Below are 24424 nucleotides of genomic sequence, written 5' to 3'. Positions count from 1 at the left end.
GCGCAAGCAACGACGTTTGGGGAGAATGACCCCGATCCAATTCGAGGCTACAATGATCGAGTCTGTCGCTCTGGCAGCGTAAACCTGGGTGTCAACCAAACCATCAGCAGACCCTCTTGATCCTGTTTTCGCACCGGCCCCGCGCCCGATGCCGGGCATCGAGGAATGCCACGTTGAACCGCGGGCTATTGGTCAAGAACGCCGTGACACGGTTCCCGTCAGTATCGAACAAGTTCGCTTTCGCCCCGGGATGCAAGGGCTCGGCCCGCAAATAGATTCTTGTCCCGGGCGGGTAGTCCTTCAGCTCGATCACCTTGCTCGCGTCGATCACCCACGCGTTATCACGTTGGACACCGTCAGCGTCCAGGGCTGGTTCCCAGAACTTCTTCTCATCGATCCACCGGATGAACCGTTCCTTGATGACCGGCAGCGAATACGAGGTGGAGAACTGGATCCCCAGCGAGTCCAGATGGTGCAGGAACTCGCGGGAGGACCCGGCGCTATCGGTGCGGACCAGGAGCTTCTCGCCTATGAGGTTCCCGTGTTCGTCATAGAAATCATCCGGCAGCTGGGCCAAGGCCTGGGTGAGCACTTCGATATGCGAGGCCGCTGAATTCGCGCCGCGGTTTCCCGGGCGCCGGTGCACCGCGAGGACTTCTCCGGTGCCGTTGGGTTTGCCGTAGTCAGCCATGGCGATCATCGGTGAGAAACCGTACCCGCCTATATACGTGCCAGCACTGTGTTCCTTCTCGGAATGCACGTGCACCAAGGAGGCATCGACATCGATGATCAGAGGGTTGTTCGCTGTGGCCTGCCGGGCAGGGTTGCGTGGTCCGGCTCCCGTCCAGGCTTTGGAACGCAGGGCCCGGGTCATGGTGGCGAACCCGTAGGAGAAGGCTTCTGGTTGCTCCTTGATCCGGTGCATGAACCTGCTGACCGTGGCATCGGACGCCACTGGGCCGAAGAGGTCCGGCGCAGCTCGAAGCTGGTCGATGTCAGTGGCTTGTTCGCCGCCGGCGGCCAACGAGAGCGCCAGTGCTCCGAGGATTCTTCCTGGCCGGTGGGTTGCGGTGGCTGGCGCGAACTGGGAGAAACGGTCTTCGCAGACCCGTTGGAAGTCCAGTGCGTTCAGGAAGTTGCTGAGCACCGACAGGCCAGCGTGGGACACCAGGGCTTGGCTGGTGAGTTGGGTCGGGAGGGCAGGGAAAACTCGGGTAGAATGGTTCACTGAAAAGGTGATCCTTTGAACGCGTATTTTGGAAGCTTAGACACTCCCATTTTCCCAGTTCAGATCACCTTTTCATCTTTTAAGTCAGTTAATGACTACCCGTCTCCGTGAAATTCCCGGGTTAAAAGCCCTGATCTCGGTTTTCAAGCCCTGATCTCGGTTTTCGACTTATTTCGGTGCTGGTCGTTGGTGGTCAGCCCCAATCCGCCCTGGTGGCTGAAGTGCCTGAGGGCAGTGGGCTGAAGATAGCGTGGGGCATTGTTGATGGCGTTCGTGGAAGAATAGTCTTGCAACATCGATTCTTCGCAAACCTCGACTTTTAATGGCTCGATGACAGGCCCCTAATACGGGGCGGTTAATTCAGGCATGTACCCCTTAGTCCTAAAGGGTTCAGCAAATTTGCTGATTCACCTATTTTCTCGCCAGTAATTCATTGCCCTTGTATAGAATTTATCGAATTCTGCTGGCGTGATATTTCCATGTCCGGGTATTTCGCCGTCGTATAGGACGAAATTTCTGGTACGCATACGGCTCATACCTTGTGTCTCTTTCACTCCTGCTGCCGCTTTGAATGGTGTGTAATGGGAGTCGTAATGCATAGTATCTGAACGGCTTTGGGTATAATAAACGAAGTTTTGCGGCCGGAGTTCTTGGTAGTGTCGTACCATATCAAATCGTTCAGGAAATGCATCTGCTAGCATCTGGGGATTCCAGCTAGGCCAGACTGTATCAAAGTATCGATTGACGACTTTAGGCAAGTAGTTGCTTATGACCGTCTGCGGGTCCTGCACGAAGGCTAACGAGCCTGGAACCATGGCCGAAAGTCTAAGAGCCGCGTAACCACCACCTGATCCGCCAATGAAAGCAACATGTTTTGCCCCAACTTTGCGCTGGGCTTTTTCAATAACCTTGAGAATCGGAATAGACGGATCCCACCCAGGCCCACCTAGAAACCAGGACAAGAGCATATTTTTATCTGGATCAGATTTAAGCGTAGGATCAGCAAAAGCTATTAGGGCTTTCGTCTTGGTGCGAAGACTATTAACACGCTCAAACCGTGGGTAGAAATTTCGTTCTGCCATATTTGCGCCATGCAATGCCACGATGAGTTCATCATTACGACCAAGTAGAGATATGAAGTCTAATGTTCGACCTGAGCCTATCGGCACCGTGTGCACAGCTTTCGGCTGCCCGTCTAGACGCAGCGTGCCAATATTCCTTTGGTGGACTAATGGTAATTTATAGAAATCATCAAAAGATTCTTTTAGGCCCGTTTTGGGGTTGACATTAATCGCCATAGATTTTCAATGTTCTTTTCTATTATTTATATTTCTATTTCGGTCCAATGTAATACTATGGTATTCGCAATTGAGGCCGAAGGGGAGGAGTAAGGTACTCGTTTAACGGAGAGCTTCGCAGGCAGAGAAAATTTAATGGTTTGGTGAAATGTGACCGGGGGTCAATCTCTAAGAATTATCAATTTTCGGATTATGCGCTTATCTCAACTTGCGCCAGTTGTCGAAAGCTTTTGCGTAGAATGAATCGAACTCAGCGCTGGTTATCTTTCCGTGGCCTTCGTGCGTTCCATCGTAAGATTCGAAATGGTACAGACCGTTTCGAGAGACGCCGTTGCCGTCTTTGACCCCGAGCGACTTGGCGAACGGTAGAAATTGGTCTCCATAGTACGTTTCGTCTCTCGTGTTTTGAACGCAGTAGACGACATTCTTAGGCTGCACGAGACGGTAATAGTCAGTGACTTCGAAAGATAGAGGAAAGCCTTTTAGAACACTCTTCATGTCCCATCCTGGCCATGCGACATCGAAATATGTCGCTAGGTGTCTATTTGACGCATCGAATGAGATTCGTGGATCTTGGATAAATGCTAGCGATCCCGGGAGGAGCGCCGCGGCTCTTAAAGCTGGAATTGCTCCGCCGGAACCTCCGATGAAAGCGACGTGCTTAGAACCAGTCTTTCCCACAGCGCGGCGAATCACCTGAAGAATGTCTGTAATCGGATCCCAACCTGGCGTGCCAAAATACCATGACACGAGCATCTTTCGTTCCTGATCAAGCTGAAGCGTTGGATCAGCGAATGAGATCATCGCTTTTGTTTTTTCTGAGACGGAGCGAATTCTCGTGAACCAGGGGTAGTCTTTTAGCGTCCTTGGCATAGCTCCATGGAATGTGACTACTAGTTCATCGCTTGCGCCCAAGTTCGCGTAGAAATCTAGGGTCAATCCGTTCTGCAGCGGCACTGTATGCACAGCAGTTTTTTGCCCATTGAATCTTAGGGTGTTAATGCTGCGCTGGTGTACCAGTGGTACTCTCAGTCGAGGATATGTTCCTTCTTTCAGGCCTGTTCGCTCGTTGATCTTTAGTTCCAAGGGGGGCCGACTGCCTATTCTTTGTACTAGGTTGCGTTTGTCCTCCGAGAAGTATATCTATTCTGTTAGCTTGTGCGACTTCACTTACCTTAGAGCGTCGCAGACCAATCGGTTGGGGTGGAGGTTTTTAGTCCCTGTACCTGTCAAGTGACGTCTTGATGGTCGATAAAACTACCAATTTGGTGCGCGAGTAGCATGAAGATTGTCCTGGCTAAGTGCTGCAGACTACTTGAATATCCCTCTCGGAGCTACGACATGAACCGCCAACGTTCAGTTGGTGCGAAGGCTGCATTGTCCTGCGGATAGCATCGAATCAATTTAAAATTGACCGGAAAATTTTCGGTTGTCGCGATCCTGGAACCTTAGTTAGATCTTTATTGCGGATAAATCAGTACGATCGAATCATGATGAACCAAACTGCAATATTTATCGATGCCGGCTTTCTACTCTCACTTGGCGGTCATCGTGCTGCCGGAACGACCTTGCGCTCGGCCTTCACAACGCATTATGAGGCGTTGGTGCGGGGGATCGTGCAAACTGTAAAGAAAAACACAGGTCTAAATAATTTACGTGTGTATTGGTATGACGCATCTAAAGACGGGCTCTTCACTGAGCAACACAAGCGTATCGGCCTCATACCAGGAGTAAAAGTGCGATTAGGGCGCATTTCTTATAATGGTGAGCAAAAAGGCGTGGATCTACGGCTTGCACTCGACCTAGTTGGAGTTGCGCGTAACCGTTCTGCATCTATCGCATACTTAGTTTCCGGTGACGATGATCTGGCAGAAGCTGTGGAAGAGGCACAAGACCTCGGTATGAAAGTCGTCTTGCTTGGTGTCGCCAAATTAGACAGCCGTCTTGGTGTCGCCTCAGTTGCAGAACACCTAGCATTGACCGCTGATTACATTGAAACGATTCCAGATCATCTGCTGGACGGCGCCTTTACCCAAGTGCTCGAGTGGGATAAAAACCATTCCGAGAAAACTTCACTGATCGCTAAATCGCCGGCAGAGCGCGCAACCAAGCCCAATTTAGAATCAACAGTCCCGACGCCCGCGGTCATGTCGAACAAACCTGCAATCAAATCATTTGCAGAAGCCGTACCTGAAGCTGAGGTGGTTTACTCAAGCGATCGAGAAAAATCGGGGTATCAAGGTCCAGCGGCATACGAACAAAAGGAACTCTCAGTTGCCGAAGAAATCGGTGCCAAGGTGGCGGAGTCCTGGCTTGCGTTCACCACTCAATCCGAAGTTTTTGACCTTCTTGCCGATAAACCGCAGTTGCCACCCGAAATTGATCGGACGCTCCTCAAGGATTGCGCGCAAGTGCTAGGGGAATGGAAGACTGATCAGCAAACCATCCGCCGTACGCTTCGCGGCGCCTTCTGGGAGTATCTGGACAGAATCGTGTGACGAATCAGTAAAATCCGGAAATCTGCGTTCGCACGCTAGCTAAGGTAAATTTATATCGTGACTTCTCAGCAAAAACCCTTTTACATCACTACGGCTATTTCATACCCGAACGGTAGCCCGCATATCGGGCATGCTTACGAGGTAGTGGCCACTGACGTTATGGCTCGCTTCAAGCGTCTAGATGGTTTTGATGTCTTCTTTATGACCGGAACCGATGAGCACGGCCAGAAAATGATGCAAACCGCAGAGAATCTTGGAATCACGCCGGCTCAACTGGCTCAGCGAAACTCGGATGCATTCCAGGCCATGAATGATGAGCTGGGAACTAGCTACGATCGCTTCATCCGTACCACTGATGCGGACCATCATGCGGCGGCACAGGAACTCTGGCGCCGCATGGAAGCCAACGATGACATTTACCTGGATAAGTACGCTGGTTGGTACTCGGTACGCGATGAAGCCTTCTACACAGAGGAACAGACGGAAGTTCGTGAAGATGGCATCCGCTATGCCATTGAAACTGACACCGAGGTTACCTGGATAGAAGAAGAGTCATACTTCTTCCGACTGTCCAAGTACCAGGACAAGTTGCTGGACTACTACCAAAACAACCCTGAATTCGGCGCGCCGCGTTCTCGCTTCAATGAAGTAGTACGTTTCGTCGAAGGCGGTCTGACCGACCTTTCCATTTCCCGTACAACCTTTGACTGGGGCATCCCAGTACCGGGCAATGAGAAGCATGTCATGTATGTGTGGGTCGACGCACTCACCAACTACCTGACTGGAGTTGGATTCCCAGACGTCGATTCCGCTTCCTTCCGCAAATACTGGCCGGCAGATGTCCACGTCATCGGCAAGGACATCTCGCGATTCCATGCGATTTACTGGCCTGCATTCTTGATGTCTGCCAAATTGCCGTTGCCGAAGCGCGTCATGATCCACGGGTTCCTGCACAACAATGGCGTGAAGATGTCCAAGTCCTTGGGCAACACCGTGTCTCCGGACGATTTTGTGAACCGTTACGGTCTGGATCAGGTACGCTACTTCTTCCTGCGTGAAGTCCCCTTTGGTGCCGACGGCAGTTACAACCATGAAACCATCGTTGCCCGAATTAACGGAGACTTGGCAAACAACTTCGGCAACCTTGCACAGCGTTCGCTGTCGATGGTCGCAAAGAATTGCGGGGGAGTAGTACCAACCCCTGGCGAGTTGTTGGAAGCCGATCAGCAGATTCTTGATGCGGCGGGCAAGCTGTTGGAGATCAACCGCGACGCTTTCTCCCGTCAGGAATTCAGCAAGGCGCTTGAAGCCATTTGGCATGTTTTGGGCGACACCAATGCCTACTTCGCGGAGCAGGAGCCCTGGAAGCTGAAGAAGTCCGACCCTGAGCGGATGGCCACGGTCCTGTATGTGTCTATTGAGATTGTCCGCAAGGTTGCGTTGCTGCTTCAGCCGGTATTGCCCCAGGCAATGACCTCAATGCTCAATGCATTGGCAGTTGGAGAAGGTTCTGCACGAACCTTTGAGTCGTTTGACAGCTTGTTGGTTCCAGGAACTGAGCTTCCGGCTCCTTCACCAGTGTTCCCACGTCACGAAGTACAACAATAATTGGCTTTCTGAGCGTCATTCTAATGCGGTACACGTGTGCTACGCAGGAGCTTGCACGAACAAAGCCAATAATTCTAAATACGTTAGAATGGTCGAGGCTTGATTGACTTAATCGAAGATTTGTTGCGATTGCGGGTTCAAGCTAGGCTCACTAATTTGAGCTCGCAATTTAGCAAAGCACGAGAAATACTAGAAAGAGGGGCATAGGAAATATGCAAAAACTTGTAGTTGTGGGCCAGGGATACGTCGGTCTTCCACTTTCCCAGGGCGCCACTCATGCAGGACTTCAGGTCACCGGCCTCGAGTTGAACCAGACGGTTGTTAAAGACCTCAATAACGGAATCTCGCATGTTGACGATATCTCTAATGAAGACCTTTCTGTCCTGCTTGAGAAAGGGTACCGCGCAACCAACGATCCAACCGTCATTGCAGAAGCTGACGTTGTTGTTATCTGCGTTCCAACTCCACTTGGTGAAGCGGGCAGCCCAGATTTGGGTGCAGTTATCGGCGCCACGAAGACCATCCGTGACAACCTCAATGGCGAAACCCTCGTAGTACTCGAATCTACGACTTATCCAGGTACCACTGAGGAAGTTTGCCTGCCGATCCTGACCGAGAACGGTGCGGAGCTAGACAAGGATCTGTTCTTGGCGTTCTCTCCAGAACGTATTGATCCAGGCAACCAAACCTACGGATTGAAGAACACTCCCAAGGTAGTCGGTGGAATGACTGTCGAATCTGGTGACCGTGCGGTTGCATTCTACAGCCAGTTCATTGATTCTGTGGTCCGCGCTAAGGGTGCCAAGGAAGCTGAAACCGCAAAGCTTCTGGAAAATACGTACCGCCACATCAACATTGCGTTGGTCAACGAAATGTCCAAGTTCTGCAACGAAATGGACATTGACCTCTGGGACGTTATTAACGCTGCGAAGACCAAGCCCTTCGGTTTCCAAGCCTTCTACCCAGGTCCTGGCGTCGGTGGACACTGTATCCCAATTGATCCAAATTACTTGAGCTACTCGGTTCGCAAGTCACTCGGTTATCCATTCCGTTTTGTTGAACTTGCCGAAGAAATCAATAACTCGATGCCACGCTACGTTGTTGACCGAGTACAGAATGTTCTGAATGATGCCGGTGTCGCTTTGAAGAATGCCAAGGTTCTTCTCTTGGGAGTCACTTACAAGCAAGATATTGCTGACCAGCGTCATTCGCCAGCGTTGCCTGTCGCGGAAGTATTCCTGGAGCGCGGTGCGGACATTTCTTTCCATGACCCCAAGATCGAGGAATGGTTCGTCGGCGGACAGTCATTTAAACGAGTAGAGTCACTCGACGAGGCTGTTGCTAATGTCGATGTAGTGGTGTTGCTGCAGAATCACGCTAGCTACAACCCAGATGCCTTGGCAGCATCCAGCAAGGCATTCTTCGACACCCGTGGTGTTTCTGCTGGTGACGCTGCAGTGCGCCTGTAAGCCGAGTGATATTCGGATGATTAGAAAATTACGAGGTTTTCAGCCCTGGCAGGTTGCTGTACTTGCTGCGAGCGTGTTAGGATTCATTCTCGCCATTTTTGGTGGCCTGCTGAAATTGAATGTAGTCGTTGTTCTCGGCATCGGGGTTGCGGTTCTCGGTACCTCGGTACTACTGCTGCTTTTCAGCCGTCAAACTTGGCGTCAGTTAAAGAAACTTGACGCGAAAGTCGGAGAACTATCATATGGCGTCGCTTCCATCGATCTATCGCCGGCTCCGGTTACTTCGGATGGTACTTCTGCACCACAATCGGCAGGCACCGTCCCGGCAATCGGACTCGATAACGAGTGGGCACGTCGAATGCCGCACATTCGGGCTGACATTGAGACTTTCGCACTTCGCTCCAAGAGCATTCGTATCCGAGACTCGATAGCACTTGCCGCTACAAAGGGTGCGCTGAAGTATAGGCCGCTCCGGGAACTGCTTGCAGTTACTGATATGGGGATGATCGACCGCAATCGCTTGGAAGCCATCCGTTCTTGGGATAAGGACATGCTGCTGACTCTGGCACGCCTGGCAGCTAACCAACGTGCGCTTGAAAGCGACATGAAAGATTCCGCGCGCCTGTTCAATTTGGTTGAGCGTTACTTCGGTATAAAGGCACTTGGGCGTAATGACCGTTTGATTTATGTTGAAGTGCTGACGGAAAATGGCGAACTGAAGAAGCAGCGTGAAGCAATTAAACGTTTTGGAATTCGCAACAAGTTTCCAGTCCAAGGCGAACTTCTGCGCTTAAATTCAGTACACCATGTTGACGGCGGCGTTACCGAACGCTGGTTGACTGAACTTAATGGATTGTTCAGAAAAGAAGGTCTCGCAGAAGTTCACTTAGAGGGCACGGAATCTGTTGCTGCGATCGACCGTTTACACAGCAAAGCCAAAAAGATTACCGACGGTCCGAAAGTGTCCGTGCTTGTTCCGTCATTTCGTGGCGGAGAGCTACTGAAGACCGCTTTGAACTCCCTGTTAGAACAGACTTGGGACAATCTCGAGATAATTGTTATAGATGACTGTTCTGGCGAAGAGTACGAACAGTATCTTGCAGAAGCAGAAGCGATGAGTCCGAAAATCAAAGTGCTGCGTCAGCCAGAGAACCTTGGTGCTTACTGCGCTAGGAACGCTGGACTAACCATTGCACGGGGCGAGTTTATCACTGTTCATGACGATGACGACTGGTCCCACCCGGATAAAATCGCTCTTCAAGTTAGCAACTTGATTGAGAATCCTTCCCTTCCTGGAAACATGTCCTTACATGCTCGTTCCACGGATGATTTGAAGTTCTTGCGAATTAACAACAATCCACAATTCGCTCAGCCGAACTTCTCCTCTCTAATGGTTCGCCGGTCTATATTCGATGAGATCGGGCCATGGGATACGGTTAACCGCGGTGCGGACGCCGAATTCCGAGATCGGCTTGTACGGCGATTCGGAACTCCGATTCAGTCGGTAGGGCAGATGGCGCTCTCCTTCACTCGCACGCGTGAAGGTTCGCTTACTGCAGGAGAAATGAGCCGTGGATTTGTTGACCCATCGCGTCTCCTATATCTCGCAAGCTACACGAAGTGGCATGGACAGTTCGCGGATAGTCCAGAAACCATTCGTCGAGGGAATAACCGAGCATATATGATTCCTTCCACAATGGAAGCTGGTAAGCGCGGTGCTGATCTCGGTAAATTTGATGTCGTGTATGTGACAGATTTCCGGTTCCCCGGTGGGACAACTTCTTTGACCCTTGCTGAGATGAAGGCAGTTGCTCAAAGTGGTAAACGCGTCGGTTTTATTCACCTGGAATCTCCACTAAACAAAGCATCAACGCCGATTAACGATTCTCTATTCATGCTTCAGAAGAATCGACAAGTCGAGCAGCTCAGTTTAGGCGATATTGCGCATGCCCATGTTTTGATTGTGCGCCATCCATCCGTCGTGACCTTTTTGGACCGTGCCGATTCCAAGATTTCTGTCGATCATTTACTCCTTATTGTGAATAACCCTCCGGTCAATAAGGGCGGCAGTGGAATGGTCTTCGATTTAGAAGTGTGCATTGCTAACATGGACAGACTCTTTGACTCTGAAACCTACGTTATCGGTGAGTCTGATCTAACTCGCAAACTTTCAATCCCTCTGGCTCCTGCGTCGAGACTGTTAGACAGCACTTGGCCAGGTGTGATTGCGAGTGGAAGTGTTCCTTCCCCCGACTTCGAGAAGAAGCCAGTTCTGGGGCGGCATTCAAGAGATCACGCCTTGAAATGGCCTTCAACACTAGAAGCATTCCGTTCGGCCTATGTGTCGGATAGCTTCGAGACAGTATTTCTCGGCGGTGCAGCCGAACTTCGCAAGAAGTTGGGGGATGAGGCAACTGAAGGCGTATACGTTCATGAGTTTGGCGTGTTGGAGGTAGATGACTTCCTTGGCTCTGTCGACTTCTGGGCGTACTTCCACGACGACAAGCTAACTGAGTCTTTCGGTATGTCAACTGCCGAAGCCATGGCCGCAGGGAAGGTGGTTATTCTTCCAAAATACATGGAAACCACTTTCGGCGATGGCGCGTTATATGCTGACGTAAATGAGGTCGAAACCGTAATTAATCGATATTGGTCCGATCATGCTCTTTATCTTGAACAGTCGGAAAGGGCTAGAAAATACATTGCTGATCGTTATGGTGTTGAGGCGTTAATGAATCGTCTTGAATCATTCGACGATCAGGAAGTCGCCTAAAAAGTCCTAACGCCAATGGGAAACATATCTGTATGAGTTTAAACTCAATACGGGCAATTGCGCGTAGCCTTCGATTGAAGTTCGATAGGCTGCGCGCAATATCCACGTATAAAAACATGTATAGCGGCAACGTTGATGGTTTAAAGTTTTCGAAGCCTTCAGGAACGCCGCACGTATTATTTGTGACCAGTAACGGTGCCGGCATGGGTCACATCACGCGGTGTTTGGCAATAGCCAAAAGCGGTACGGCACAATTTCAGTCGTCCTTCGTGACGCTTTCTACTTCGGCGGAAGTTATAGGTGAGCAGGGCTTCGAGTACCTACATTTCGCGAGTTCTGGTACGACTGGCCAACCTGCACGGATCTGGAACAATAATTTTTACCAGTTCTTCAACCAACTAACTCGTCTAAATAAATTCGATGCTGTAGTATTCGACGGGACCTGGATTTATAGGGGACTGCGAGACGTACTCGATAAATGTCCGGAACTAAGGTTAATCTGGCTACGCCGTGGACTTTGGAAGCAGACGGCCAGAATTGACCAGCTACCAGCGATGGAAGGTTACTGCAGCAAAATTCTGACTCCATGGGATGTTGGAGAGTCTCTAGATCAAGGGGCACTGTCTAAGGTACGCACTCAAACCCCGGTTCGAGGAATCGTTCTATCGGACGGAGAACTATTACCCCGTGATGTCGCCCTTGAGAAACTGGATCTGGACTCCTCGAAGCATTACGCACTCATTCAACTCGGGGCTGGAAACATCAACGATATTTCCGACACTCGCAAGAAAGTATCCGAGGCCATTCGAAATTTGTCGAACGGTTCAGTCATTCCGATTTTAGCTTCGTCCCCCCTAAGCCAACAATCACAGTGCGAATATGATCCAAGAACTATTCGGAAATATCCCATTTCTCCATATTTGCGTGCCTTCGATTTCGTCGTATCAGCAGCTGGATATAACAGTATCCATGAATTAATTAGATGGAATATTCGATCTTTGGTGATACCAAACCTGGATGCCAATACAGATGATCAGCAAGCCCGCGCTTACGCGTTGCAGGACGAGATGAATCACTTCACTGCCATAACTGATTCTGATATTTTAACGGGTATTTCTTCATTGCTTCGAAAGGAAGCAGAGATTTCCGCCACCGAATCTGCTAGCATTAAATATTCAAAATTCATTGATTCGGGCTACGACGCTGCACGAGCTATTAGTGAGACTATTGGACCGCGCAAATGAACTTGGTCGGATGAACTGGAGGGAGGATAACTAGTATGAGAATTCAATTGTTGACTCATTCCTTCGGGTCCGAGGTTTCTCCACCCCAACGTCGCTGGACAACGTTCATTGAAACATTTCTAGCGAACGGGGTGGATGTAGACGTTGTTGCTCCCAACCGGAAATCCGGAAAAGGCTGGACCCCATACAGCGAGGCTGTATTAGCTGAAGTCAGCGGAAAATTCGCCTTACACTCGTTTGCATTCCGGTTTAAGGGTCTCCGCTGGTATTCGAAATTAGTGGCACAGTTCTTAATGATTATATTCATGATCCCCTGTGCATTACGAGCACCAAAACCGGATCTATTACTCGTAACGGTACCTGCTTTACCTACACTGGTAGCTGCATACATTGTTTCGAAACTACGCAAGCTTCCATTGGTAGTTGAATTACGCGACGCATGGCCCGAACTCATAGAAGAATCTGGAATAATCCGCTGGAAGATTGTTGAGCGAATGGCGGTGTGGAGCATCTGGCATATGCTCAACTCGGCGTCAAAGATTATAGCTGTGACGCCAGGTCATGCAGAAAAATTGATTGCTCACGGCTGCAAAAACGTCGATGTCGTGACTAATGGATACCGGTTTAATAAGTTCAAGCAGGTTAAAAGTCGAGCTTCTTCCGACAATGATCGATTGCGTGTTCTATATCTGGGCAACCTAGGCGAGAGTCAGGGTATTCAAAAGGTGCTGGATATCGCCGCGGTTTCAAAGACTTGGATGGATCTGCGAATTGTTGGCAGAGGATCGGCACTAAATGCGTTGCAATACCGAGCGAGTGAGTTAGGCCTCGGTGATATCTTTATTCCTCCGGTCAGGGGTGCAGGAGTCTTAGCTTGGTATGACTGGGCGGACACTTGCATTGTTTCATTACGTGAGGATTGGGACAGCTTTGAATATACCGTTCCATCTAAGCTCTTCGAACTAGCAGGCTATGGGTGTCATGTCACCGGTCTCGTGACTGGGGAAGCGAGAGGTCTAATCGAAAAGTATAATCTGGGGTTCTCTTATTCGGGCGATGTGCTCTCTATAGCCCATTCCTGGTTCGTAGATGTGCCGAAAATTGCGAATTGGCAACCTAATTCGTTGTCTCTGGCTGAATTCAAGGATCGTTTTGATTTCGAACGTTTAGGACATGAATACTTTAATCTCTTGAAAGCCCACGAGCAGCATATTAAAGGAATTGGATCATGAAGGCATCTCTATTAATTCGAGGGCTGACTGCTTTGTCTGGCATCGGAATAAAAGGTCTACGGGATGATCCAGTTCATTTTGCTTTGCTCGTCTCTCGAAGGCTTGCATCCAGCAAATTATTTCTTGATAGTACAAGTCGAATTCATCGAATTCTAGAATTCGATGTTCTGTCGAAGTCTGAATTTGCGAGCCGTTTGCGAAGTTCCTTACTTTTATTGGACGGAAAGCCGACTGAGGCCTTCGAAGCTCTGAATGGATTTGATGGTGCAAAAACTCAATGTGCCAGAGCTCGGGTTCACGCTTTCTTAGGCGAATATGAGTTGGCTTTGGAAGCATCACATAAAGCCGGAAAAGCAGGACTGCGACTCGCTAGACAATATGCGGCGGAAAAATCAGTGCTCTCCACTCCTGTGTTGCCGCAAACAGAGTTGTCTAACATGCGCCGTACTGAAGGGCAGCGTGTGTTGCACCTACTCACTAACTCCTTGCCGTTCACCAATAGTGGATATACGCAAAGGAGCCATAGCGTACTAAAATCTATCCAGAACACGGGATGGGAAGTCTTTCCTTTTTCTCGGATTGGTTACCCCTGGATTGTAGGGATACTGCCTAATGCGGAAGTCAACGAGATCGATGGTATTTGCTACCGTCGGCTTTTACCGAGAGCAGTGCCAGATACGGTCACAGAGCGTCTAAAAATTCAGTCGCAGATGCTAACGGAACAGACCAAGAAGTTTGAACCATCGATCCTTCATACGACCACTGAGTTTTTAAATGGCATTTCGGTCAAAGAGGTTGCCGAGGGTTTTGGTATCCCTTGGGTTTATGAGGTACGGGGACAATTAGCTGATACGTGGCTTTCTGGCTGCGGTGATCGGACACGCGACTCATTTCGCTATGTAAACTTCAAGGCCCGGGAAGCAGAAGTCGCGAAGTCTGCCGACGCAGTAATCACTCTCGGCCATACAATGAAGAACGAATTGATTGCCTCAGGAGTGGATCCAGCTCGTATACTTATTTGCCCTAATGCCGTGGGCGAAGAATTCATAGAAAATGTTCCTGAAAAGTCAGGTAGTCGCCAAACACTTGGCCTTGATGATGAGCTGCAGTTAATCGGTACAGTATCGAGTTTGGTCGGTTATGAAGGACTCGACTTGCTTGTTCGGGCATTCGCTGAACTTGTTCCAAGCCACCCTAAGTTGCGACTGGTGATCGTAGGAGATGGAGCAGAACGGTCTGCGCTTGTTGATTTAGCTGATGAACTTGGCGTTAAAGATTTGACAGTTTTCCCGGGCCGAGTTGAGAAGAGCCGTGCACGCCTATATCATCGAGCATTGGATATTTTTGTTGTCCCGCGTCGTGACCTAGACGTTACCCGTGCGGTTACCCCGCTAAAACCCGTTGAAGCAATGGCTTTTGAAGTACCGGTCGTGGCCACAGATCTACCAGCGTTGAGGGAGATCGTGGATGATGGTGTAGACGGTTTACTTTTCAATGCCGGCGACCAGCGTCACCTTGCTGAGAAGTTACGTATTCTGCTGCGAGATAATTCAACAAGAGAAACGATGGGTCGGGCCGGCCGTCGTAAGATATTAGAGACAAGAACTTGGGCCGCCAATGCGGAACGTATAACCACTCTATACCGCTCGTTGTGTGATGAGAGAAGCTAACAATAGGCATCTTTTATCGCCGTAATATGCGCTGGGTTGACTAGGTGCAAAGAAACTTTGGAAGTTGAGTAGGAATGTCGAAAATTGATGTCTGTGTCGTGGGTATGGGTTACATTGGTCTGCCCACCTCCGTTGTATTGGCCCAAGCTGGTTGGCGAGTGCATGGAGTAGACATTAATGAGCAAGTAGTCGAATCGCTTAGCAGTGGCGTTGCCACTTTCGAAGAGCCGGGCATAACGACAGCACTTAGCAATAGTGTAATTAGCGGGAACCTCACTGTATCGCTAGTACCTCAAAAGGCCAACGTATATATCATTGCAGTGCCTACGCCCATTGATACAAACAATGAACCCGACACATCCTATATACGTTCGGCCGTTGAATCTCTAGCTCGTTTGATAAAAGCTGATGACTTGATTATTTTGGAGAGCACATCACCAGTAGGAACCACAGAACTTTTACGCGATATCCTGCTTGAGTTGAGACCGGAACTTAGCAATGCAGAATTGCACTTCGCACACTGTCCTGAACGCGTTATACCCGGCAGTATGATGAAAGAAATCATAAGCAACGATCGTGTGGTCGGAGGGATCGATAGGAAATCCGCGGAGAAGGCAGCAAGCCTATACCGTTCATTCTGCCAAGGCGAAATTCATCTTACAGATGCTCGAACAGCCGAACTTACTAAACTGACGGAAAATTCGTTCCGAGATGTGAATATCGCTTTTGCTAACGAACTTTCTATCGTGGCAGATCATCTAGGTGTAAATGTCTGGGAAGTCATTGAACTGGCAAATAGACATCCACGAGTTCAGATTCTTCAGCCTGGTCCGGGCGTTGGCGGGCATTGTATTGCTGTCGATCCTTGGTTCCTCGTTGCTTCGGCACCATTGAAGACTCCATTAATACGTTCAGCGCGCACCGTCAATGATTCGAAGCCGAAGTTCGTAGTGGACAGGATCGCCAAGTACCTTCATGAAACGAACCTCAGGAGTGTGGCGCTCTTCGGGCTGGCTTTTAAAGCAAATGTAGAAGACCTTCGCGAATCACCAGCTGTCACCATCGTCCAGGAGGTGGCGAAACAGTTTCCTGATGTGCGAGTTAGTGTTGTCGAACCTCTCGTGGATGTGTTGCCACCAGCGCTTCAGGAAGTTGTTAATGTCCACCATACTGATTTGCAGGTTGCCCTCGATAACGAGCAATTGATTGTCTTGTTAGTCGATCATGATATTTTTAGAATGATTCCGCAGAGCGCTTTGGTGGACAAAGACCTGATTGATACACGCGGCATCTGGAAAGAATTGGATATCTAATCCGTGAAAGTAAAAAAACTGCTGGTAATTTTCGGAACGCGTCCTGAGGCAATCAAGGTCGCACCCATAATTCAAGCAGCCAAGAGCTCCTCCCAGCTGGAATGTGTGGTCGCGGTTACGGGCCAACATCGAGAGCTATTAGATCAAGTGATTACGCTCTTCGGAGTCGTGCCTGATTTTGATCTGGATGTATTCACGAAGGAACAGTCACTAAATCGCCTGGTTGCGCGGATCATTAATGGTTTGGATGGAGTCTTCGACGCTTGTGAACCGGATGCCGTCTTGGTTCAAGGTGATACAACGAGCGCTGTTGCTGGTGCAATTGCGGCGTTCTATCGAGGGATTCCGGTTGTCCATGCGGAAGCCGGTCTTCGGAGCTATAATCTGTATTCGCCTTTTCCGGAAGAAGCCAACCGCAAAGTCGCTAGCCAACTCGCGACACTCCATTTGGCACCAACTATGTTCAACAAGCGAAATCTGATGAACGAAGGCGTTAGCGAAAAGGACATAGTTGTTACGGGTAATACTGTAATTGATGCCTTGCTCGAAACACTGTCGGAGGAAATCAGTTTTTCCGACAGGCGCCTGAAAGATCTTGAAGCGTCGGGGCGACGCATCGTCACCGTTACAACACATCGTCGTGAGAACCATGGTAAGCGAATGGCCTCAATCGCGAATGCGATATCTGTCATCGCCAAGTCAGCCAGCGACACAGATTTCGTATTGCCATTGCACTGGAACCCTGCAGTCCGTGACCTAATCATACCTGCAACTTTAGGGCTGTCTAATGTTATAGTGACGGATCCATTGAACTATGCAGAGTTCACGAAGCTGCTTAGTCTTTCGTCTGTTGTACTTACTGATTCGGGTGGTGTCCAAGAAGAAGCGCCGAGTCTAGGGAAACCCGTCCTTGTAATGCGTTCGAATACGGAACGCCCTGAAGGTATTGTTGCTGGTTCAGTGAAATTAGTAGGAACGGACACCGAAGACATAGTCCGTGAGATGCTTATTCTTTTAAAAGACCAGGGCGCCTATAACTCTATGGCAACAGCAGTAAATCCATATGGCGACGGCCATGCTTCGTTGAGAAGTATAGAAGCCATCAAGGAACTGCTCGGGGTCGGACGACGTTCCGAGGAATTTAGTTCTTGGAATCCGAGCGAAGATCAATTAGTGCGTGCTGCGCAGATGATCCACTAGCGGTTCCCTTTCAAGTTGCGTGAGCCACTGTGTGCGCCAGTGTCAGGGGGCTTCCAAAGAGTCAGGCACTGGCAATGCCGGTTTGGTAGGCAATGACTACAGCTTGGACTCGATCCCTTGCCTCCAGTTTGGCCAGAATATGACCGACGTGGGTTTTAACGGTTGCTTCTGACAGGAATAGTTTCTCAGCGATTTCCGGGTTGGAAAAACCTTCTGCAATCAAACCGAACACTTCCCGTTCGCGCACAGTCAGCGACTCAACCGCAGCAATCAGATGATGGTTGTGCTGTGACGAATTCTTCTTGAGCATTGGCGCCATGTGGTCCAGTAATCGACGAGTGGTCGAAGGTGCTATCACGGCATCGCCTCGATTGACGGTCCGTACGGACTCCAAGAGCTCTTCAGGTGGCGCATCCTTCAGAAGGAAGCCGCTGGCGCCGGCTTGAATGGCGCTCAACGCATATTCATCCATGTCGAAGGTTGTCAGCACAATGATCTTTGGACCGTCCGCGGCCTTCTTATCCGGATCCAGCAGCCGCTCGGTAGCTTCGATTCCATCCATTTCCGGCATACGCACGTCCATCAAGATGACGTCCGCCTGGGACATTAGCGGTGCAGCCAGCGCTTCGCGACCATTGCCGGCCTCGACAATGACTTCCATATCGTCTTGGGAATTGATAAGCATTCTGAAACCACTGCGAACCAGTAGTTGATCATCGACCAAGGCAACCTTGATGGCTTCGGGTTTAGGCATTTGAATATTAGTCCTCGGTGTATGGGATGGAAACATTAACAGCGAAACCGCCCCCAGCCCGGGGGAGCGCAGTACAGGTACCTTCATATAAGGCTACGCGTTCTTTCATCCCCTGCAGGCCCTGGCCCGTGCCTTCGAGGACGATGGATCCAGCACCTCGCCCGTCGTCATTGACGGTCAAATTCAAGCCCCGGGAAGTCCATTCGATATGGACTAGGGTCTGAGTGTCCGGGCCAGCATGCTTAATGACATTCGTGAGCGATTCTTGAATGCATCGATAAATAGTGAGCTCCGCACCTGCAGGCAGTTCTTTCCGTGGGTTTCCCGAAGTATCCAGCTGGACATTCAGCCCGGACACGGCAACGCTTTCTACAAGTTCAGGTATGTTTGCCAAAGACGGAAGAGGGCGATTCTCCAGCTCCTCATCTTTTCGCAGAACGCCCAGGAGCCTGCGCATCTCTTTCAGTGATGCGCGGCCAGTATCTGAAACTGTCTTTAGAGTCTCGATGGCGATCTCCGGGTCTTTGGCTGCGGCATATCGTGCCCCGTTTGCCTGGGTGATGATGACGGAGAGTGAATGCGCGACGATGTCATGCATCTCGCGAGCAATGTGGTTTCGTTCATCTGATGCAGCCAGAGCACGCTCTATGAGACGCTCCTTTTCCAGCCGCTCGGCATGCTCACGCAATGATTTCATTGCCAGTCGTCTCGTGCGGGCCAGATCACCGAAGGTCCACGACAGGGTGACAACTAATGCAAGGCCCACGAAGGAAATCATCTTGTCGAAAGTGATGGCAGGCGTCGGATCAGGTGAATTCCTTGACGCGCCGAACATGCTGAACGTTGCCAGTAACGCGCCAATTAAACCAAGCCCCAGAGTACTGAAAGATTGCCAGCGTTTCCCGTACACAGCCATGGTGTAGACCAGAATCGGCACCGAGACCTGAGAGAACAGAATGAGCCCATCAAACGCAAGCTGCATAAGGTGGCCGGAGGCTACGACGAGGGTGACGGCCCATGGAAATCGACGCCTCAACATCAGCGGCGCGGATTGTACGACCGACAGCGTTAGCACAGCTACAAAGGATGCAGGAGTCGACATTGATGATGCCAAGCCGAGAGCTGTCGGCATGCAAAGTAGCGTATACAACAGACCGGTGATGAAATCGACTCGTCCGGGATTCTCGCGGATCCAACCATCGATACGACGGTGGGGATTGGCAAAGATCAAGTTTTCCTGCAATTCAACGTGTTAGTAACAGCCGATCCTGGTAGTGAAGCCATGGACCTTTGTATCCAAGGTTATCGGTAGCGAAGGCTGCGCGACCTCATGCCCAGGGAGGAAATTTGTCGTTTCAAATCGAAGCAATCTCATTATATGAGATGAACTCTCAAATAGCGGACGCTAGTCGATAGAATCTTTGCCATGGGAAATGTAATTGATATTGCGGTCATTCCGGGTGACGGTATTGGCCCAGAAGTTGTTGCTGAAGCCGTCAAGGTTCTGAAATTCGTCACTAACGGAGGCAAGACCGAGGTCAAGCTGACTGACTACAAGCTTGGTGCGGAGCATTGGTTGGAGACCGGGGAAACTCTGCCGGAAGAGACCTTGGAAGCTATCAAGAAGCATGATGCAATTCTCTTCGGTGCTGTTGGCGCAGCTCCCGGGGATACCCGAATTCCGTCCGGCATCATCGAGCGCGAGATGCTATTGAAGCTCCGCTTCTCGCTGGACCATTTCGTGAACCTGCGTCCGGCGAAGCTGTATCCAGGAATTGAAAGCCCTCTGGCTAACCCGGGTGAAATCGACTTCGTAGTAGTTCGTGAAGGCACCGAAGGACCGTATGTCGGCAATGGTGGCTCGGTTCGCACGGGCACCGCGCATGAAATCGCTACCGAAGTATCCGTGAATACAGCCTATGGCGTAGAACGTGTTGTCCGGGACGCATTCCGTCGCGCAGCGGAGCGTGAACGCAAGCATGTCACGCTGGTCCATAAGCACAACGTGCTGGTGCACGCTGGACACTTGTGGAAGCGCACCGTCGAAATGGTTGCGCAGGAATTCCCCGAGGTTACCCATGACTACCTGCACGTGGATGCGGCAACCATTTTCTTGACTACGGACCCTTCGCGCTTCGACGTGATTGTCACCGATAACCTCTTCGGCGACATCCTTACGGACCAAGCCGGCGCCATCACCGGTGGTATCGGCTTGGCTGCCAGTGGCAACATCAACATGGACCGCACCTACCCTTCGATGTTTGAACCAGTTCATGGTTCTGCACCGGATATTGCGGGGCAGCAGAAGGCGGACCCAACGGCAGCAATCTTGTCGGTGGCGCTGATGCTTGACCATCTCGGATTGGCAGACGAAGCGCGGACAGTTGAGCAAGCTGTTGAAAAAGAGATCACTTCACGTCAAGAATTGACCGATAATCGCACCACCAGTGAAATTGGCGATGCAATTGTCGCGTTACTGGCATAAGCTGAAAGTGACGTTTCTGGTTAGCCACTAACCAGTAGCAAATCCACGAACGGATGTTCCGCAGAGGCGTGGAGCATCCGTTCTTTGTTTATTGAACTAGGAAGTCCAGGGTAGATGGAATTCACCGAAAATCTCTCAACGAATCGCAAGAGCGAGCAGGAGCGAGCTGACGTCTTGGCTAATCCTGGGTTCGGAGACTTCTTCACTGATCACACCGCAGTCATTGACTGGTCGGCGGACGAAAGCGGACGTAACGGTGAATGGCATGACGCTCGCATCGAGCCATACGGCCCAATCGCCATGGATCCAGCCGCTTCGGTACTGCATTACGGCCAGGAAATCTTCGAAGGTCTCAAGGCTTACCGCCATGCAGACGGTACAGTGTGGACATTCCGTCCGCACGCCAATGCTGCCCGCTTGAACAAGTCCGCACAGCGCCTTGCACTCCCGCAGCTGGATGAAGAAGTTTTCGTCGAGTCGCTGCGTAAGCTGGTGGCGACTGATATCGATTGGGTTCCGACCGGTGACGGGGAAGCCCTGTATCTGCGTCCGTTCATGATTGCTACCGAAGCATTCCTCGGGGTGCGCGCGGCCCGTGAGGTTTCCTACCGAGTCATCGCATCGCCTGCAGGCAATTACTTCGGCGGCGAACTCAAACCGGTTGCCATCTGGGTCTCGAAGAACTATGCGCGTGCAGGCCGAGGCGGTACCGGTTCGGCCAAGTGTGGTGGCAACTATGCCGCTTCGCTCGTGGCCCAGCTGGAAGCTGAGGAAAATGGCTGCAAGCAGGTCCTGTTCCTCGACTCTTTCAACGACAATGCCGTTGAAGAACTCGGCGGGATGAATGTCTTCTTCGTCACCAGGGACAACAAGTTGGTGACTCCGGCGTTGACCGGAACCATTCTGCAAGGAGTGACCCGTTCATCGGTCATCCAGCTAGCGAAGGACCGCGGCATGGAAGTTGAAGAACGCAAGATCACCCTGGATGAATGGCGTGAAGGGATCGCCTCGGGCGATATCGCAGAAGTTTTCGCTTGCGGTACTGCAGCTGTGATCACCCCAATTGGTGTGCTGAAGAACGGCGAAGAGCTTATCGGCGATGAGAACGCTGCCGCCGGCGAAGTGACTATGTCCATCCGCGAAGAACTGCTGGGAATCCAGCTGGGCACCGTGGAAGACCGTCATGGATGGCTGGAACGACTGGCATAGGAATTTAATGATCTGCGACTGCGCCCGTTTCAATGTTTGACGCAGTCGCAGATCGTTTTGCATTAAACTCGAGTGCGCCATTAGTGTCACAGTGTGAGCAAATGAATTTCACTCATCATCAAGACGCAATTTAAGCGATGGTCATTCGGAGAGCAGTCCAATGTGTGCCAAGGTGATAGGCCATCGCTGAGTTGAGGACTATAGGTTGTCGGAGAGTTCATCAAATTCAGCACGAACGATTTCTCGTAGAGCTTTCTTGGCGACGGTTTTGGCGTCTGCTGCAACGATCAGTAGTACGGCAGAAGTCGACGAGGGCACATTCGTATCATCGAGAAATGCGCTGCGCGGTGTTCACAAGCACGGAGTAGCGTGGAGCAACGAAGAAATCGATCTCTTAGGTGACCTTGAGCAGACGAGCGATACCGGGGGAGTACTACGACAACATGAGGACGCTTTCCCTGTTACAAAGCTGGATGACGTTTTAGAACTGCCTGGATACGATGAATCTGCAGGCTCGTGGTTCGCGGTCACAATCTCTGGAGTGTCGAACCAACTGCAAATCATCGCCCCGGAACAAGGCCGCCCTCAACATACTATTGATATTCCAACCGGTCACAATGGCGGAATTGGGTCATTGGCATGGGATCCATCTGAGCGGCACATCTTGCTAACGAGCGCCAACCACGTCTACATATGGGAAGTCGCGAAGCCGAATGAGCTCCGGAAAGTTCTGACTATTGAGGAAGCTGAATATCTGTATGGCCTGACCCTGGATTCCAAAGGTACCGCATGGGTTGGAAGTTTTCCTACAGGGTCCGTCTTCGGACTTGATATCAAGAGCAAATCCATGAAAACCACGGGTTTGCTTGCCGAAGACACTGAGTACGCGCGAAAAATTGCGATCGACGATGAAGACAATATTTGGGTTGGTACTGGGGCACAAAAACCGAGACTATTTGTGTTTCCATCCGAAGATGTTGAGCAAATAACTGAGATCAATCTAGGCATTGAGGCAGATACCGGATTTATCAGTAGCTTGCATGCATTCGGTTCTAGAATCTTCGTAAGCGTCAGCGGCTTGTCTGAACAGCTTGTTTTCCACCGCAAATCCCACAGGCCGATTCGCAGGCTTCGTCGTGTTTGGTCGAGAAGAATTGCTTCAAACGTAGTCAGATCAGAGGAAAACTCGGTTTTCTATACCGTTACAGACGGATCACTGTTTGAAACCGATGTGCGTACACTCAAAGACGTTGAGCTCGGCTCAATCCCCGAGGGCGGGTTCGATGCGTTAATTGCTCGTGAAGACAGGGTACTTGTAGTTCAAGGCACCTCGTCAGGTGTCTGTATAACCAGTATTGATTTAGCGACGAGGATGCCTGCTGCACCGTATGAGGTGAAGCTTCAAAGCGGTAGTTTTGCCATTCAATCATTGTTGGGCGCGACTTCAGGTGAGGTGTACGTAGGGGGATTTATGGGAAGAGGGATAGCTTCAGTCAATGCCGATACGGGCGCACGTTGGACGTCACCCTCTGAACAAAGTGTTGTGCATCAAATTGAGCAAATGATTGAAGTGAAGCCATCGAAGCTATATCTGGGGTCCTATGGGCATGCCGATATTGTGAAAGTTGACTTGGAAGATCGAGACTCGAGTGATTCATACGACCTGCTGGAGCGTCTATCAAGGAAGTACCGGCAGTCACGTCCCTTTGGTTGGGCGGCGAACGCTACCTCTGTATTCTTCGGCACGGTTCCAGACTATGGTCGATCGGGTGGGGCCCTTGGCATGATTTCTCTGCGAAGCGATAAAATTTCATGGGTCCTTGACGGCGATGGCAAAGGGTTCATTAAAGGTCACTCGATCATTGGTTTGGTCGCCGATGAGCAATACCTATACGGGACAACGTCTGTACGAAACGGGTATGGAATTGCTGATACGGATGGGCCGGCAACGGCGTTTAAATTCGATATTGAAGCTAAGGAATTAGTTTGGGTTACGAAGCCAGTCGCAGACACGGGGGCCTTGTACTCTCCGAAATTGCTTAGTGGAATGCTCGTGGTTGCTGACATCGAAGGAATCAATATCGTAGATCCTGCGGATGGAACACTGCTCAGAAAACATCACTTGAGCGGAATTAAAAACAAATATCGCCGTGCAGGGTGGGCAAACGCAGATCTCGCTATTGCTGCGGGGAACCGACTTGTCCATAGTTCGTCTGGGGCCGCGACTGTTATTGATTTCGTGGCAAGGACTAAGGCGACCATAGCTAGCAAAGACGGTGAGTTCAGACTAGGAAGCCGCCTCACGTCGTTACCAGACGGAAGAGTATTCGGTGTATCGGGGGACTCAAGTTTGGCAGAACTGGATTTGAAACCTCGCGGAGTAGGGTTTTCCGCGAGAACCGATCGCCAGGATTTTTGAGCGCTGAATTGCAAGGGTCATGCC

Annotated in this window: 16 protein-coding genes and 1 pseudogene; 12 read left to right on the top strand and 5 right to left on the bottom strand. The window is 50.6% G+C overall.

The annotated features are described in order from the left end of the window. Nucleotides 1–115 precede the first annotated feature (115 nt). The 3 genes and pseudogenes from EKH49_RS08410 to EKH49_RS08400 form a co-directional block, all read right to left on the bottom strand. A pseudogene (locus EKH49_RS08410) lies at nt 116–1228 on the bottom strand (IS1380 family transposase); the annotation flags it as partial. A 407-nt stretch (nt 1229–1635) separates the two neighbouring features. After that, entirely contained in the window at nt 1636–2526 is an 891-nt protein-coding gene (locus EKH49_RS08405; RefSeq protein ID WP_128470467.1) for a hypothetical protein, read from the bottom strand. Nucleotides 2527–2724: 198 nt separating this feature from the next. Then, a complete protein-coding gene (locus EKH49_RS08400; RefSeq protein ID WP_128470466.1) occupies nt 2725–3612 on the bottom strand; it encodes a hypothetical protein in 888 nt (295 codons plus the stop codon). 404 nt (nt 3613–4016) lie between these two features. Here EKH49_RS08400 and EKH49_RS08395 point away from each other — a divergent pair, with 404 nt between their 5' ends. The 9 genes from EKH49_RS08395 to wecB all read left to right on the top strand — a co-directional run bounded on the left by EKH49_RS08395 (nt 4017) and on the right by wecB (nt 17533). Then, complete coding sequence (locus tag EKH49_RS08395) at nt 4017–5024, top strand: NYN domain-containing protein (protein ID WP_128470465.1); 1008 nt, start codon at nt 4017–4019, stop codon at nt 5022–5024. A gap of 57 nt (nt 5025–5081) precedes the next feature. After that, nucleotides 5082–6632 (top strand): methionine--tRNA ligase, encoded by a 1551-nt coding sequence (gene metG, locus EKH49_RS08390; RefSeq protein ID WP_201739580.1) that lies wholly within the window; start codon nt 5082–5084, stop codon nt 6630–6632. 212 nt (nt 6633–6844) lie between these two features. Next, a complete protein-coding gene (locus EKH49_RS08385; protein WP_128470463.1) occupies nt 6845–8101 on the top strand; it encodes a nucleotide sugar dehydrogenase in 1257 nt (418 codons plus the stop codon). Continuing rightward, nucleotides 8064–10874, top strand: coding sequence for a glycosyltransferase (locus tag EKH49_RS08380; RefSeq protein ID WP_161567480.1), 2811 nt, complete (start codon nt 8064–8066; stop codon nt 10872–10874). The genes EKH49_RS08385 and EKH49_RS08380 overlap by 38 nt, the downstream gene beginning before the upstream one ends. Before the next feature lie 116 nt (nt 10875–10990). Continuing rightward, nucleotides 10991–12118, top strand: coding sequence for a glycosyltransferase (locus tag EKH49_RS08375; protein WP_161567479.1), 1128 nt, complete (start codon nt 10991–10993; stop codon nt 12116–12118). Between the two features lie 35 nt (nt 12119–12153). Continuing rightward, nucleotides 12154–13350 carry a glycosyltransferase family 4 protein gene (locus EKH49_RS08370; protein ID WP_128470460.1) on the top strand — a complete coding sequence of 399 codons (1197 nt, stop codon included), beginning with the start codon at nt 12154–12156 and terminating at the stop codon, nt 13348–13350. Next, complete coding sequence (locus tag EKH49_RS08365) at nt 13347–15020, top strand: glycosyltransferase family 4 protein (RefSeq protein WP_128470459.1); 1674 nt, start codon at nt 13347–13349, stop codon at nt 15018–15020. Before EKH49_RS08370 ends, EKH49_RS08365 begins: the two co-directional genes overlap by 4 nt. 74 nt (nt 15021–15094) lie before the next feature. Further along, nucleotides 15095–16333: a UDP-N-acetyl-D-mannosamine dehydrogenase gene (wecC, locus tag EKH49_RS08360; protein ID WP_128470458.1), complete on the top strand. Its 1239-nt coding sequence runs from the start codon at nt 15095–15097 to the stop codon at nt 16331–16333. Between the two features lie 3 nt (nt 16334–16336). After that, complete coding sequence (gene wecB, locus EKH49_RS08355) at nt 16337–17533, top strand: non-hydrolyzing UDP-N-acetylglucosamine 2-epimerase (RefSeq protein WP_128470457.1); 1197 nt, start codon at nt 16337–16339, stop codon at nt 17531–17533. A 61-nt stretch (nt 17534–17594) separates the two neighbouring features. Here wecB and EKH49_RS08350 read toward each other — a convergent pair whose 3' ends face one another. Both EKH49_RS08350 and EKH49_RS08345 read right to left on the bottom strand, forming a co-directional pair. Then, nucleotides 17595–18287: a response regulator gene (locus tag EKH49_RS08350; protein ID WP_128470456.1), complete on the bottom strand. Its 693-nt coding sequence runs from the start codon at nt 18285–18287 to the stop codon at nt 17595–17597. 7 nt (nt 18288–18294) lie between these two features. Next, nucleotides 18295–19530 (bottom strand): sensor histidine kinase, encoded by a 1236-nt coding sequence (locus EKH49_RS08345; protein ID WP_128470455.1) that lies wholly within the window; start codon nt 19528–19530, stop codon nt 18295–18297. 183 nt (nt 19531–19713) lie between these two features. Here EKH49_RS08345 and EKH49_RS08340 point away from each other — a divergent pair, with 183 nt between their 5' ends. The 3 genes from EKH49_RS08340 (at nt 19714) to EKH49_RS08330 (ending at nt 24400) form a co-directional block, all read left to right on the top strand. After that, nucleotides 19714–20772, top strand: coding sequence for a 3-isopropylmalate dehydrogenase (locus EKH49_RS08340; protein WP_128470454.1), 1059 nt, complete (start codon nt 19714–19716; stop codon nt 20770–20772). Between the two features lie 114 nt (nt 20773–20886). Then, a complete protein-coding gene (locus tag EKH49_RS08335; RefSeq protein ID WP_128470453.1) occupies nt 20887–21981 on the top strand; it encodes a branched-chain amino acid aminotransferase in 1095 nt (364 codons plus the stop codon). 205 nt (nt 21982–22186) lie between these two features. After that, nucleotides 22187–24400: a hypothetical protein gene (locus tag EKH49_RS08330; RefSeq protein ID WP_128470452.1), complete on the top strand. Its 2214-nt coding sequence runs from the start codon at nt 22187–22189 to the stop codon at nt 24398–24400. Nucleotides 24401–24424 lie beyond the last annotated feature (24 nt).

It is taken from the genome of Glutamicibacter sp. HZAU, from assembly GCF_004100365.1.
GTDB lineage: Bacteria > Actinomycetota > Actinomycetes > Actinomycetales > Micrococcaceae > Glutamicibacter > Glutamicibacter nicotianae.
The sequence above is the reverse complement of the archived record's forward strand: the minus strand, read 5'-3'. Positions and strand labels throughout refer to the sequence as shown.